Here is a 14,427-nt window from a genome sequence, read left to right as displayed (position 1 = left end):
AGAGGACTTATATGAACTAATAGAGGCACTTGTTGAGAAAGAATATTGATTGCTGACGAAAGAGGTGGCAAGCGGTATCTATCACATGGGGGATGATGAAGCTTTGTCCACCAATGAACTGATAACTTTGATGTGTGCAGCCTTGGGGCGCAAGCCACGCATCTGGAAGATGAACAGGCGTATGATGGAAAGGTGTGCCGCATGGGGCACTTTGCTCCACCTGCCTTTGAACTCTGAGCGCTTGCGAAAATTGACGGAGAACTATGTAGTGAGCAATGCGAAGATTAAAGCTGCATTGGGTATTGAGAAAATGCCGGTGAAAGCGGAGGACGGGATTGTGAAAACTATAAAGTCGTTTTCGGATAAATCAAACTTGAAATAGATTATACGTAGAAAAGTCACAGCCTTTGTTGGGGAAAGTGGATTTTTTAGTATATTTGTGTTTGAAAGGAGAATAAATATGACTCAATTAATTGTAACGGTGGAAGATGCAAGCTTGTTGTCTGATTTGAAAAAGGCAATAAGACTATTACGTGGTGTGGGGGGCATTTCTGTTAAAAAGGAGAAAATAACACCAGAAGAAAGAACTAAGCGAGCCATGCGTGATGCAAAAGAAGGGCGGACGATTAAGTGTGAAAGTTTTCAAGACTATTTGGAAAAAGTGAAATGAGCTATAGATTAGAGTTTACTCGCCAATATCTGAAGGACTTGAAATTAGCACGAAAAAGGGGGCTTGATGAGGAGCGTTTGAATGAAGTCATCAAAAAAATAATGGCAGGTGAAAAATTGCCGATAAAGAACAGAGACCATGCTTTAAGTGGGAATTATGAAGGATTTGTTTTGAAAAGTGAAAACTAGTTACGACTTTTTTTTGATATATAAATGCTCAAACTTGAAATAGAAGTACGGTTATGTATTACTTGATTATACTGGTTCTGCTGCTTGTGGCAGAACTTTTTTATTTTAGAATAGCTGACAGATGCAATATTATTGACAAGCCCAATGAACGCAGTTCGCACACAAGCATAACGCTGCGTGGCGGGGGAGTCATTTTCTATTTCGGGGCTTTGGCCTATTTCCTGACGAGTGGATTTGAATACCCCTGGTTCATGATTGCCTTGACACTGGTGACGTTCATCAGTTTTGTGGATGATGTACGTTCCACTTCCCAAAAGGTGCGGTTGCTGTTCCATTTCTCGGCTATGGGATTGATGTTCTGGCAGTGGGGATTGTTCTCCTTGTCATGGTGGTGGATAATAATCGCTTTGATAGTCTGCACGGGCATCATCAATGCTTACAACTTTATGGATGGCATCAATGGGATAACCGGAGGCTACTCGCTGGTGATACTGGCTGCACTGGCTTATGTAAATAGGGAAGTGGTGTCTTTTGTAGAGGAGGGGTTTATCTATACGGTGATTTGTTCGGTCCTTGTCTTCTGCTTCTTCAATTTTCGCAAGAAAGCCAAGTGCTTTGCCGGTGATGTGGGTTCTGTGAGCATTGCCTTTATCCTGCTTTTCCTGATAGGCAGGCTCGTCATCCGGACCGGTGATTTCAGTTGGATTGTCTTGTTGTCCGTTTATGGTGTGGATAGTGTGCTGACTATCGTTCATCGCCTGATGCTTCATGAGAATATCGGCTTGCCGCATCGCAAACATCTGTATCAGATTATGGCGAATGAGCTGAAGATTCCTCATGTAATAGTCTCTTCGACGTATATGGCAGTACAGGCAGTCATCGTCGTAGGATATATATTGTGCCGGGATTCCGGCTACTGGTATCTGCTATGTACCGTCCTCTTGTTAAGTCTTATTTATATCTGTTTCATGAAGAGGTATTTCAGATTGCATCAATATTAGGAGAAAAAAGCTTGTTTTTTTGCGCTTTTTATGGTAATATGGTTATATTTGCATATAAATGTAAGAAGCATCGATGAAACGTCCGTATATCATATCGTTAATTAGAGAAGCGTTACATCGCTCTTCGCCGGATATGAAGGTTATCCTTTATGGTAGTGAAGCGCGTGGTGATGCTCGTGCTGATAGTGATATTGATTTATTGTTGTTAGTGGATAAGGATGTTATTACGTTGGATGATAAAATGAATTTGACCGCTCCTTTGTATGATATCGAACTGGAGACGGGGGTTCAAATCAATCCTTTTATAGAGACAGTTCGTGAATGGGGTAAACGTCTGACCCCTTTCTATGAGAATGTAATGAAGGAGGGAATTTTGTTATGACTTCGGAACAGCGATTTGACATAGTTCTCTATAGAATAAAATCTGCTAAGACTTTATTAGTTGAAATAGAAGACCATATTGAACGGGGGTATTACAATACGGCGATAAACCGTATGTATTACGCTTGCTTTTATGCGGTCAGTGCTCTGTTGCTTCATGCAGAGATAGATGGGGTGAAGTCTCATGAAGGAGTGCGACAAATGTTTGGCAAGCAATTTATAAATGATTTTCAGGAAACAGCTTGATAGGAGTTGTTTTCTTTGTTTATATGATATTTATCAGTTCCCTTATTGGAAAAAACTCTTATCTTTGCGCGCGAATTAATAAATATCTTATACCAAAATGAATACACAGACTACTTATCTTGCCTCGAAACCGCATTATGAAATCCTGGACGGACTGCGCGGGGTAGCGGCTTTGATGGTAATTGCATTCCATCTCTTTGAGGCACACTCCGGTGGTAGCCATCTTACACAACTTATCAATCACGGTTATCTGGCGGTAGATTTCTTTTTTATGCTTTCGGGTTTTGTAATCGGTTATGCATACGATGACCGATGGGGCAAAATGTCCGTGGGAACTTTCTTCAAACGACGCATCATACGTCTGCATCCGATGGTGATTATGGGTAGCCTTGTGGGAGCGGCTTTCTTCTTCTTCCAGGAGTCGCCTTGCTTTCCGTTTATCGAGAATACTTCGGTAGGCACCATGCTGCTGGTGATGCTGCTGGGCTGTACGCTGCTTCCCCTGCCGCTGAAGTTCGACATTCGCGGATGGACAGAGATGCATCCGCTGAACGGACCGGCATGGTCATTGTATTATGAGTATATCGGTAATATCTTGTATGCATTGTTTGTACGCAAGTTCAACAAGGTGGCTCTGTCTATCCTTGTCATTGTGGCCGGCTGTTTTACGGTATATCGCTGTCTGACGGCGCCGGCCGGTGATATTGTCGGTGGTTGGGCACTGAACTGGGAGCAGCAGTATGTGGGAATGGTCCGCCTGATGTATCCGTTCTTTGGCGGGTTGCTTCTGTCTCGCCTCGGCTGGCTGATACGTGTGCGGAAGCGTGTGTTCTGGTGGTGCAGCCTGATGATTGTAGTTGTGCTGTCCATTCCCCGTATCGGAGGTGAAGACGGCTATTGGATGAACGGGCTTTATGAGGCGTTCTGTATCATCTGTATTTTCCCGGTCATTGTTTCTATGGGAGCTGGAGGGAAGGTAACCGGTAAGCACTCTACGTATCTGCAAGTTCCTGGGGGATATATCTTATCCTATATACATCACTCATTATCCGCTGGTATACACTTATACCGCCTGGGCTTTCAACAACAAGGCGACGATTGCGGAAGGCATTCCTTATATGATACTGACCTTTGTCGGTTCGGTGCTCCTGGCTTATGCCTGCTTGAAGCTCTATGATGAACCGGTGCGCAAGTGGCTTACAGACCGTTTCCTGAAAGGGAAGAAGAAATAGTTCCGTATGGCTATGGATATAAAAAATCTCCCGTTGCATTATCTTGTGCAGCGGGAGATTTTCTTTTAATGGCCGGGCGTTATTTTACGTCGATGAATTTCTTGGCCTTTTCTTTTTCTGCTTCCGTAAACTTTGGCAATGTAATGTTCAACACACCGTTTTCTACATGGGCACCAATCTTTTCTTTATCGACATCGTCCGGAAGAATCATGGTTTGCTGGAACTTGGTGTATGAGAATTCGCGACGCAAGTAACGGCCTTCCTTCTTTTCGTCCTTGTTGTTCTCTTCCTTGCTTTCTGTTTTCTTTTCCATGCTGATGACCAGATTGTTTTCTTCATCGATGTGAACGTTGAAGTCTTCTTTTGTCATACCGGGAGCAGCCAATTCAACTTTGTACTCTTTTTCTGTTTCGAATACGTTGATGGCAGGGGCGGTGGCATTTGCTTTTACCATCCAATCATTGTCAAAGAAATCATTAAAAATACTCGGTAACCAATTTTGGTTTCTTCTTACAGGCATCATAGTTATAGTCTCCTATTGTTTAAGTTAAACATGCTATTTAGTTTTGAACTCCGGTTCTTTGTCTTCGGGTGTCTGCCTTTTAGGTTTTTTACCGTCCGTTTCTTGAACCGTCGTTCGCTAACTATATTGCAAACCTTATGCCAACCGGTTTTTACTGACTTTATTGACTATTTGTCATTGAAAGACTGACTTATTTGCCTATTTAATGCCATTTTGCTATCTTATTTATTTAATTTTGATAGATTTTCAGACTAATTTAAAACGCATTCTCCAACGCTTTGCTTCTTCGTCCCAATCGTGGCTGATGATTTTGAAGGTTCCGATTTCTGATGTGTTTTCTACATGTACTCCAATGCAGAGACATTCGTCGTAATCGCCTACTTTCACGACACGTACCGTTTCCGAAGCATCATCGGGCAGGCGTTCCAAGTCGAAGCGTCCTTGAGCTTCCTCTTGCGTAATGAATTCTGTTGTGACGGGCAGATGTCGGGCGATTACCTCGTTTACGGCCTCTTCCAGCTTCTTTATTTCTTCTTCCGTGGGGCAGGCGGCAAGACGATAGTCCAGCTTGCTCTTCTTCCGTTCTATGTGTGCTGATATGGAGCGGCCGCAACCGAATAACCTTATCATGGTCTGGTTGATGATGTGCTCCGTTGTATGCATAGGAGGGTACTCCTGCTTGTTGTGGTCATTGAGATGAGGTTGTTGTTCCATGTATAATTTCAATAGTTGATATATATTTGATATTTTATTGTTTGAGGTTGGCTAGCACTTCTTCTTTCAGGATGCTGTATATATGTATATCTGTATATTCTCCAGAAGCCAGCAGTTCTCCGCAGCGTTCTGTTCCCTCATGGATGAAACCGAGGCGAACCGGTACCGCGTTACTGGCTGCATTGCCCACGGCACAGCGAATTTGTATCCGCTTTATCTCTTTTTCTTGTACGGCCCACAGACACAGCTTGCGGACACTTTCAGTAATGATGCCCCGGTGCTGGTATTCCGGCAGTAGCCAATAGCCGAGTTCTGTACGGTGGTTGTCGAAATCGGAGAAATGGAAACCTATCAGTCCGCAGATTTCATGCTGCTGGTTCCAAATACCGAATATCGGTTCATTTCGTTCGGCAGGAGCAGATAGTACCTGACGTAAAAAAGCTTCTTCATCAGCTGTTGTGCGCATATTATCCACAAATGGCAGCCATGTTCTTAAGTAATCCCGGTGTGTGTCGATGGCATGGTAGATGGCTGCGGCATCTTCTATTCTGATTTCCTGCAGATAAATGTCCGGAAGGATGGGGAAGGAAATGGGAGAGGGGAGGATATGTACGTCTCCTGATTGGGAAAGCTGTATCCTTTCCTTGATTTTTCCCCAGGCATGTGTATCGAACAGACAGCTTTCACGCATGGTGTGATACATCTCCTTGAACCGGGACATGGGGATAGTGAAGCTCAATAAGTCCGCTTCGAAGTATGGGCGGACGGAGGGGTCGAAGAATCCCAGGAAAGTGCGTTTCCCTTGTTTCCGGTTTTCAATGATGGTTTGGGTAATGACGGAGCAACAGCCGGAGCCGAATGGGGCTGCCACGGCATCCAATGCGTTGTTGTCGAAGAAGGTCCATGTCGCCAGTCCGGATAGAATGTCGGGAGTTGGCAGGAACAGCACGCCTTCCACCTCGTCAAAGGAAGGTAGCTTGTCTATGCGGGCAAAATGCAGATAGGCTTTGTCTGCTCTGGGAATCTGTAGCTCATTGACAAAATCTACCACCATTTCGGGAGTCTTCTTGTATTTCTCTTTCAAGGAGACAAAACCCGGGACGCGCTCGGGCATTTCTGTAAATCCGGTATAGAACTTGCCTCCTCCGCAGGTGATTGTTTCGTTGCTGAGACTGACGGTTTTGCCGTCTCTGACTTGTTTCATGCATTTGAAGAGACAACCGGTTACTTTCTCTGTAGATGCCTCCATTCGGTCTGAATACCAAAAGGCGATGGGGAGTTCGGCGTGTTGGCCGAAAGCTTCCTGATAATTGGCAATAAATGTGTGTATATCCATGATGCTCGGATGATATTGTTTTTCAACTTCCTGTGCAAATATAGCAGAAATAGTAATATCTTAGTCTTTTACGCAGAGGTACGGGCATAAAAAAAGGAGTACCGCTGTACTCCAACCTTTGTTAACCTTAAATCTAATACTATGAAAAACACATTGCAAAGATACGGACTTCTGATAAATCTGCAAATTATCCCACTAAAAAAGTATGTTTTATAACACTTATTAGCCATTTGTACCTTTGTTTCTATTTTTGTTAACAAAAGGATGCGAACGTGTCAAAAGCACATGAAGACTTTTATAAAGAAGGTTTTGACGCATTCCCCTTACCCTTTTACTTCCTGATACATAAATCTTTTAATGCTCTTCTTGGCCGTTTTCTCGAACTCCTCGAAGTGTATCTTGACTTTTGTTATCTGGCAGTAGGCTGGTAATTGCAGATTCAATTCATTCCGATTGTCCTCCATAAACTTTTCGATGTCCGATTGTTCCATACCGTGGGCGAATGCATCGTCAAAATCCGGATAGATAAGAGCCACGAGCTTGTCGTTCTGCAATACGATCAGTGATTCGGACACATAGGGCATGTTGTTCAGTTTGCTTTCAATCTCTTCGGGATAGATGTTCTGGCCACTGGCTGTGAGCAACATGTTCTTGCTGCGTCCGCGGACTGTGACATATCCTTCGGCATCCGTCGTTGCAAGGTCGCCGGTGTGCAGCCAGCCGTTTACATCGATGATTTGGGAAGTTGCTTCGGCATTTTTGTAATAGCCCAGCATCAGATTGGCACCTTTACAGATTATTTCTCCTGCCACGTTCTGAGGGTCGGGAGAGTCTATCTTTACTTCCATGCGGGTGGTTGCCTTGCCACAAGAGGCCAGTTTCAATGTTTCCCAGCGGCTGGAACAAATGATGGGGCCGCATTCCGTCATTCCGTATGCAATGGTATAGGGGAAACCTATCTGCTTCAGGAAGCGTTCCACTTCGGCATTGAACGGTGCTCCTCCGATGATTATTTCATCGAAATTACTGCCGAATACTTCCATTGCCTTTTTGCGCATGTCAGCCTTGATTTTGTCGTTGACGATGGGCATCCGCAACAGCAGCTTGCCTATTTTATTGTCTATCCGGGGCAGGATATCCTTCTTGATAATCTTTTCTACGATAAGCGGTACACACGAAATGACCCGTGGCCTGATTTCGGAGAATGACTGTGCAATAATCTTGGGAGACGGCATACGGGTAAGGAAATACAGATGGGCGCCTGCGGAAAAACCGTATAGAAAATCGTACACCATGCCAAAGACATGTCCCAGAGGCAACATGGATACAATATGGTCGCCCGGACGTACGGGAAGCATCTCGTGGCAATATGCAACATTGGACCAAAGGCTGCGATAGGGGAGCATGACCCCTTTGGAATATCCCGTCGTGCCCGAAGTATAGTTGATGACAGCCAGTTCTTCGGGTGACTGCTCCTTGCGGTAACTGATATGCTCGGGGCGGAAATTCTTGGGGAAACGTGTGCCATAGAGGACGTTGCGATGTTCGAAAGCCTCCATCAGCTGCTCGTTGCGGCAAACCACCGGAGTGAAGTCCGTCAGCAGTACGATACCCATCAGCAGGGGCATTGCCTCTTCATTGAGGTTTTCCCATGCCCGGTCGCCGACAAACAGCAGCTTGGCTTCGGAATGGTTGACGATGTTGTGGATATTGTCGGCCTTGAACTCATGCAGAATGGGAACGATGACAGCTCCATAGGTAACCGTAGCCAGAAAAGTGACTGCCCAATGTGCACTGTTGCGTCCGCAAACGGCAATCTTGTCACCGGGCCTGATGCCGGCACTTTCCAATACGATATGGAATTTGGCTATTTTCCGTGCTACATCTTTGTATTGCAGTGTAATTCCTTTGTAGTCTGTCAGGGCGTTGCGATCCCAGTTTTTAATAATGCTTTGTTCTATATAATCGATGAACCCTTGTTTTTGTTCCATTCGTCTGTTGCACACTTTAGTTAAAACTGCGCAAAGATAGGTCTTATAGTGATGCAAAGCAAATAGTTTCCGCTTTTTCTTAACCGTTTTTAATGTGCCTGTTTGGGGGACGTAAAGTAGAGGTTTATGAGCGTAAAGTGCAGGTTTACGGGTGCCAAAGCAGCACTTTATTCTTTGGTGTTTTCCGAAATAAGCAGCAGTTTGTCGCCCACATGCAGTTTCAGTGTTCCGTTCGGGATGAGGTACTCATCGCCACGTTTTACAATCATCACCAGTGTGCCTTTGGGCAGGTTCATGTCTTTCAGGGTGTCTGCCCGGTCCAGCATTTCTTGTGTAATGGTCATATCGTGCAGGTTGGAGTCAATCTCTTCGGGCAGCTCGACTCCGAAATCATTTCCGGTCTTTTCCAGCGGGGTGGAGAGGCCCAGCAGCCGGGCTGCCCGGGAGACTGTGGTACCTTGGATGACCAGTGAGACGATGGTTATAAAGAATACGATGTTGAAGATGACATGGGCGCCGGACACTCCTTCTACTACGGGATAGGTGGCAAAGATAATGGGTACTGCGCCACGTAATCCTACCCACGATACGAATAGCCGTGACTTGAGGGTGATTCTCTTGCCAAAAGGCAGCAGGCAGAGAAAAACGCTGAGAGGACGTCCCACAATAATCATGAATACGCCGATGAGCAATGCCACCACTGCAACTTCCAGCATTTCGTGGGGGTTGACAAGCAGACCGAGGCAGAGGAACATGATGATTTGGAAAAGCCAGGTCAGTCCGTCCATAAAGGTGTAAATCTCTTTCCGGTGCATGATTTTGTTGTTGCCCACCATCATTCCGGCGATATACACGGCCAGATAACCGTTGCCTTTCAGCAGGTCGGTGATGGAGAAGGTGAAGAATACAAAAGACAGCAACAGGATAGGGTAGAGTGCCTGGTTGTCTATATTCAGCCGGTTCAGCATAAGGATGGCCAGCTTTCCGAGGAAATAACCGGTTGCGGCACCGACAATGAACTGTATGGCAAACGAACCCAATATCTGTGGAACTCCCATTCCGGAGGACTGGATGAATTGAATCAGCACGATTGTCAGCATATATGCCATCGGGTCGTTACTACCGCTTTCCAGCTCCAGCATGGGGCGCAGATTATGCTTCAGGTTCATTTTTTGTGAACGCAGAATGGCGAATACAGAAGCCGAGTCGGTGGACGACATGGTAGAAGCCAGCAGCAGGGAGGTAATCAGCGGCAGATGGATGTTGGTCCAGCTCATGCCGGACAGCCACCAGATGAACAGTCCGGTAAAGAGGGCCGTGAGCAGCACTCCTGCAGTCGACAAAACAATGCCGGGGGTAAGGATGGGCTTTATCTCCGTAAACTTGGTGTCCATGCCGCCGGAGAACAGAATGATGCTGAGTGCAACCATGCCGATGAATTGTGCCTCTTTGGCATTATGGAACTGCAATCCCAGTCCGTCACTGCCGAACAGCATGCCGACGACAAGAAAAAGCAATAATGCAGGCACTCCGAAACGGTAGCCGGTCTTGCCGACAATGATGCTGACGAAAAGTAATATGGAACCTATAAGTAGTATGTTTCCTGCTGTAAATATCATAAATTCTATGCTATATGGTTTGAAATGTGATGTTTCTTATGCCTGATAGTACAAAGATATGCAATGTGGCTAACAAATACAAATCTAAAATAGTTCAATTGAACTTTAAAATAAATGTGGTTTCTTTACCAGGCAATAAGGACAGATTTCCGCCGGACAGCCTCATGATTTGCCGGGAAATGCTTAATCCAATACCGCTGCCGCCCTCTTTGGTCGTAAAGAAGGGGATAAATATGTGTTCGGCAATGTCATTGGGAATGGCAGGTCCGTTGTTGGAAATTTCTATCAGTATGGCTTCCGCTTCATTGCAGTAGGCACGTATGTTGATATGTCCTTCTTTATCTGTATTTTTATCCGATTCGATGGCTTGTATGGCATTTTTCAGTAAGTTGATGACCACTTGTGATACCAGGTTCTCGTCGGCATACAGGATAAGGTCGCTTGGCGCGATGTCCGTATGAAAGGTGACCCGGACATCGGGGTGCTGGTGACGGGCGAGTTCGACCATCCGCTCGATAAAGCTTTTTACGTAGAACAAGGATGGTTCGGGGGTGGGAATACGGGTGAATTTCCGGTATGATTCCACAAAGGAGAGCAGACCCTTGCCCGTACTGCTGATAGTCTGCAGGCCGTTCTTGATTTCTTCTTTGGAGGCTTGTGCCTCGGTCAGTCCCAGCAGTGTATCGCTCAGGGAGGTTATGGGAGTGACGGCGTTCATTATTTCGTGTGTCAGTACGCGGGTAAGCCTGATCCAGGAATCTATTTCCTTTTCATCCAGCTCGTTGTTGATGTCGTTCAAGGCGAGGATGCGCAGATGTTCTTTACGGACTGTGATGTCGCTGACGCGGACAGACATGTTTACAGTGCCCCGCTCGTTGGTGAAAGGCATTTGCAGTTTGTCTCCCGGGCGGCAATTGGCAAGAAGGGACGAAAGACGCGGGTCTACGCGGTTCAGCTGGCTGACGTGGGTAAAGACATTGAGGCCCAGCAGGCGGAGGGCTTCGCTGTTTTTCTGATATACGGCACCATTGTCGTTCAAGACAAGGATACCGGTATTCACGCAGTCCAGGATGAGTTCGTAGTACTTTTCTTGCTGGGCTGTTTCACTTTTCACATTATAAAGTATATGGGCAACCCGGTTCAAGGCACGGTTCACGAGTCGTGCGTCGGCAGTGTTTTCCGTTTCGGAGAAGTGAATGGCATTGTCGTTGTTTTCGATGGCGTCGAGCATGAAAAGCACCTTCCGCACGTGATGGCGGTATAGCTTCTGCTGCCAGTACAAGGCTATGGGAAGCAGCGCGGTACAGAGGGCGCCCCAAAACATGTCGACGGTCCACAGCACCCCTGCAAGGAGCGCTACTGCCAGACTGACGGCAACGCGGAACGGATAATTAAAGGCCATACTTCTTCATTTTGTTGTACAACGTCTGGCGGGTGATACCCAGCTGTGCGGCGACGGCAGAGAGATTTCCGCTACATTTGTCGAGTGTCTTCCGTATCATCTGCATTTCCATTTCTTCGAGCGTGGATGCGGCTGCTTCGGGAGTGCCGGTTCGCCGTGCCAACTGGAACAATTCTGCGGGAAGGGTTTCGTTGTCACAGATGATAATGGCTTTTTCGATGGCATGCTCCAGTTCGCGGATATTGCCGTACCAGGGGTGGAGCGTAAGTTTCTCGCAGGCACCGTCCGTCAGGCGGACGGGGAGCTTGCCGTATTGCTTGCAGAAGCGGGCGATGAAAAGCTCTGCAAGGGGGATGATGTCTTCGGGCCGCTCGCGCAGCGAGGGTATCTCGAGGTGTATCGTGTTGATGCGGTAGAGCAAGTCCTCGCGGAATTCGCCTTTTGCCACCATATCGGGCAGATTGCGGTTTGTAGCGCAAATCAGCCGTATGTCTACGGGAATGGGAGTGTTGCTGCCTACACGGACAATGCTGCGGCGTTGGATGGCGGTCAGCAGTTTGGCTTGCAGATGGTAGGGGAGATTGCCTATTTCATCGAGAAAGAGGGTGCTGCGGCTGGCTGCTTCGAACTTGCCGGCACGGTCGGCATGGGCATCGGTGAAAGAGCCTTTCACGTGGCCGAACAGTTCGCTTTCGAAAAGGCTTTCGGTGACTGCACCCATATCCACACTTACCATGTCCTGCCGGTTGCGCGGTGAAAGGGAGTGAATTTCGCGTGCCAGCATCTCTTTACCGGTACCGTTCTCGCCCGTAATAAGGATATTGGCATCGGTAGAGGCCACTTTTTCCACCAAAAGGCGGAGCTGCTGCATGGCGGGACTGTTTCCCCAATACATGTTGCGGGTATCTGAAGGCGTTTTGCTGCTTTCTGCCGTACGCCTGGCATTTGGGCCGTTGGCCGGAGATTTTGTTTCAGAAGCCGATACGGCATTCAGCAAGGTTTCCACCAGTTTCCGGTTGTTCCAGGGTTTCACGACGAAGTCTGTGGCTCCTTCCTTGATTCCCCGTACGGCAAGGTCGATGTCGGCATAAGCGGTGAACAGCACTACGGGCAGGGCGGGACATTGCTTTTTTATTTCATGGAGCCAGTATAGTCCCTCGTTGCCGGTATTGATGCCCGAGGTGAAGTTCATGTCAAGAAGAACCACTTGCCATGACTTTTCCCGCAATACGCTGGGCAGGGTTACGGGAGAGGGAAGTGTGATTATCCCTTCAAAATATGGCTTCAACAAAAGCTGCAAGGCGGTAAGTACGCCTCGGTTATCATCGACAATCAGGATGTTTCCGTTTTTTTTTGCCATAAACTATTTCTGTTTTCTGCAGGCAAAGTTAATGATTTATCTGCATTATATTCGGTAAATCTCTCAGTTTTCCAAGTATTAAAATTCTCCTTCTCATTTAGCAAATCTTCACGCCGCTTTATTTTATATTTTTGCTTACTAAGAATAGGTTTGCAGCAACTTCAGTAAGAGTTCATGGCGGTACTGAAAAAAGAACTTATAGCAGTTGCAGTTTGATGCCAAACGACAAACTCAGATAATCCTTGGGTTTCAGATACTTGTTGGTGAAGGCGCTGACTACATATAGGTCACATGTACTTATTTCATAGAAGAAAGTGATTTCCTTGGCCGTGAACCGTCGTTGCGGGTCGATGTCGTAAGTGATGCGCTGTCCTAAGAATACATGGATGCGTACCTTGGAGGAGAAACCATAATATCCTTTAGGGTAGCGTTCCGGCTCATTGACCCAGAACTCATCGCCGAATACCGTGTTCAGATACATGCCGCAAGCCAGCGGTTCTACAGAAAAACGGCTTTGTTTTATTTGCAGGCTCCAGGAAGGTAGTTCTGCTTGACGGTGAATGTCAGCTTGGTACGTTTGGAGTCATATTTGGGCAATACTCCGAAGAATACGTCTGTTTCCCATTGGTTTCTTCTGCCGTAATCCCATCCGGTACCGAATGACAGCAACCCCATATTGCCGGCAAACTGAATTTTGGTGTGTGTCGGAATCAGGGCCTCCCAATGCCTGCGGTAGCGGTGTACGCGGCGGTCATAACGGTTCTCCCTAGTCTGGCTTTCAATGACGGCATCCGGTTGCGGGTCCATCCATACAGTATCGTGTTCTATGATGAAGATGGTATCTCTCTCTTGTGAAAAAGCAGAAAAAGAGCATACCGACAAGAAGACGGCGGCGCATGCCAGGCGATTAATAATATACCACTTCGCGTTCATATCCGTCGGGGGTTATGGTGAATATATAGTAATTGCGGTTCTTCATGCAGTCGCTCATGTAATACATTATCCCATCTTCAAAGAGGTCTTCCTCGAAGCGATGGTGTTCGTGGGCGGCTGTACAGAACTGCAGTCCGGGAAATTCCTTGATGTAACGCTGGAATACGTGTGCCACGTTATTGTTGAACTCGTAGCAGAACGGGCGTATATGCATGGACACAACGGTTTTATCGAATTCCTCTTCACGGTCGTGTATCTGTGCGGCAAGAAATTCGAAGTCGGGAATGGGGCGGGAGTAGTCGAATTCGATGGCGTTGGTATTCAGGCAGACAAATTTTATCCGTCCTGCAATGAAGGAGAAATTGGGGTCTCCGAATATTGCGCGATAAGTCTCTTCGCCCGTGCCCAGGCAGTCGTGGTTGCCGAGAAGTACCACATAGGGTATCTTGAGCTTGTTCATAATGTCCCGTTGCCAGAGGAACTCGTCTGTTACGCCGAAGTCACTGACGTCTCCGTCATGAATGACGAAATCTATGTCGTCCCGCTTGTTGAGGTGGCTTACAAAGTCGGTAGTCTCGTCATACCAGCGCTGGGAGTCACCCATTGTCACGAACCGGATTGTTGTCTTGTTCTGGCAATTCTGCTCTATTTGGGCAATGTTGTGGGCATTGACATCGGTTTCACCGCTGATGTGCACATCGTAAGGATGATAATCTATCATGTCGCAGCCGGCCATGAGCAGGCATAGGAATGAAGGATATAAGAGTTTGAGGAATTTCATGAGCAGGTGCTTCATTTTACGTTTATACTCTATCTTTAGAAAACTGCGGG

General features: G+C 46.7%; 13 protein-coding genes and 3 pseudogenes. 7 read left to right on the top strand and 9 right to left on the bottom strand.

The annotated features are described in order from the left end of the window. Positions 1-49: 49 nt before the first annotated feature. The 7 genes and pseudogenes from JCM16496_RS02740 to JCM16496_RS02710 all read left to right on the top strand — a co-directional run. Positions 50-382: pseudogene (locus JCM16496_RS02740) on the top strand (NAD-dependent epimerase/dehydratase family protein); the annotation flags it as partial. A gap of 78 nt (positions 383-460) precedes the next feature. Continuing rightward, entirely contained in the window at positions 461-670 is a 210-nt protein-coding gene (locus tag JCM16496_RS02735) for a hypothetical protein (protein ID WP_025832170.1), read from the top strand. After that, positions 667-858, top strand: a complete 192-nt coding sequence (locus tag JCM16496_RS02730; RefSeq protein WP_128809399.1) for a type II toxin-antitoxin system YafQ family toxin — start codon at positions 667-669, stop codon at positions 856-858. Before JCM16496_RS02735 ends, JCM16496_RS02730 begins: the two co-directional genes overlap by 4 nt. Before the next feature lie 53 nt (positions 859-911). Next, a complete protein-coding gene (locus JCM16496_RS02725; protein WP_025832168.1) occupies positions 912-1,859 on the top strand; it encodes an MraY family glycosyltransferase in 948 nt (315 codons plus the stop codon). 73 nt (positions 1,860-1,932) lie between these two features. Next, positions 1,933-2,241, top strand: coding sequence for a nucleotidyltransferase domain-containing protein (locus tag JCM16496_RS02720; RefSeq protein ID WP_025832166.1), 309 nt, complete (start codon positions 1,933-1,935; stop codon positions 2,239-2,241). Continuing rightward, positions 2,238-2,486 carry a HEPN domain-containing protein gene (locus JCM16496_RS02715; protein ID WP_128809398.1) on the top strand — a complete coding sequence of 83 codons (249 nt, stop codon included), beginning with the start codon at positions 2,238-2,240 and terminating at the stop codon, positions 2,484-2,486. Before JCM16496_RS02720 ends, JCM16496_RS02715 begins: the two co-directional genes overlap by 4 nt. Before the next feature lie 97 nt (positions 2,487-2,583). Beyond that, positions 2,584-3,718: pseudogene (locus tag JCM16496_RS02710) on the top strand (acyltransferase family protein). A gap of 79 nt (positions 3,719-3,797) precedes the next feature. Here the strand turns inward: JCM16496_RS02710 and JCM16496_RS02705 are convergent. From JCM16496_RS02705 to JCM16496_RS02665, 9 genes and pseudogenes are all read right to left on the bottom strand, one after another. After that, positions 3,798-4,241: an Hsp20/alpha crystallin family protein gene (locus JCM16496_RS02705; protein ID WP_025832163.1), complete on the bottom strand. Its 444-nt coding sequence runs from the start codon at positions 4,239-4,241 to the stop codon at positions 3,798-3,800. A 246-nt stretch (positions 4,242-4,487) separates the two neighbouring features. Then, positions 4,488-4,955 (bottom strand): alanyl-tRNA editing protein, encoded by a 468-nt coding sequence (locus JCM16496_RS02700; protein WP_025832160.1) that lies wholly within the window; start codon positions 4,953-4,955, stop codon positions 4,488-4,490. A 34-nt stretch (positions 4,956-4,989) separates the two neighbouring features. Beyond that, entirely contained in the window at positions 4,990-6,291 is a 1,302-nt protein-coding gene (locus tag JCM16496_RS02695) for a GNAT family N-acetyltransferase (protein WP_025832158.1), read from the bottom strand. A gap of 323 nt (positions 6,292-6,614) precedes the next feature. Then, a complete protein-coding gene (locus JCM16496_RS02690) occupies positions 6,615-8,282 on the bottom strand; it encodes a long-chain fatty acid--CoA ligase (protein WP_025832156.1) in 1,668 nt (555 codons plus the stop codon). A 167-nt stretch (positions 8,283-8,449) separates the two neighbouring features. After that, complete coding sequence (locus JCM16496_RS02685) at positions 8,450-9,901, bottom strand: potassium/proton antiporter (protein ID WP_025832154.1); 1,452 nt, start codon at positions 9,899-9,901, stop codon at positions 8,450-8,452. Between the two features lie 94 nt (positions 9,902-9,995). Next, positions 9,996-11,303 carry a sensor histidine kinase gene (locus JCM16496_RS02680; protein ID WP_025832152.1) on the bottom strand — a complete coding sequence of 436 codons (1,308 nt, stop codon included), beginning with the start codon at positions 11,301-11,303 and terminating at the stop codon, positions 9,996-9,998. Further along, entirely contained in the window at positions 11,293-12,663 is a 1,371-nt protein-coding gene (locus JCM16496_RS02675) for a sigma-54-dependent transcriptional regulator (RefSeq protein ID WP_025832151.1), read from the bottom strand. Before JCM16496_RS02675 ends, JCM16496_RS02680 begins: the two co-directional genes overlap by 11 nt. A 196-nt stretch (positions 12,664-12,859) precedes the next feature. After that, a pseudogene (locus JCM16496_RS02670) lies at positions 12,860-13,596 on the bottom strand (hypothetical protein). After that, positions 13,571-14,377: a metallophosphoesterase family protein gene (locus JCM16496_RS02665; protein WP_025832150.1), complete on the bottom strand. Its 807-nt coding sequence runs from the start codon at positions 14,375-14,377 to the stop codon at positions 13,571-13,573. The pseudogene JCM16496_RS02670 and the gene JCM16496_RS02665 overlap by 26 nt, the downstream one beginning before the upstream one ends. Positions 14,378-14,427 lie beyond the last annotated feature (50 nt).

The sequence above is a fragment of the Bacteroides rodentium JCM 16496 genome, assembly GCF_000614125.1.
In the GTDB taxonomy this organism is placed as follows: Bacteria; Bacteroidota; Bacteroidia; order Bacteroidales; family Bacteroidaceae; genus Bacteroides; species Bacteroides rodentium.
The sequence above is the reverse complement of the archived record's forward strand: the minus strand, read 5'-3'. Positions and strand labels throughout refer to the sequence as shown.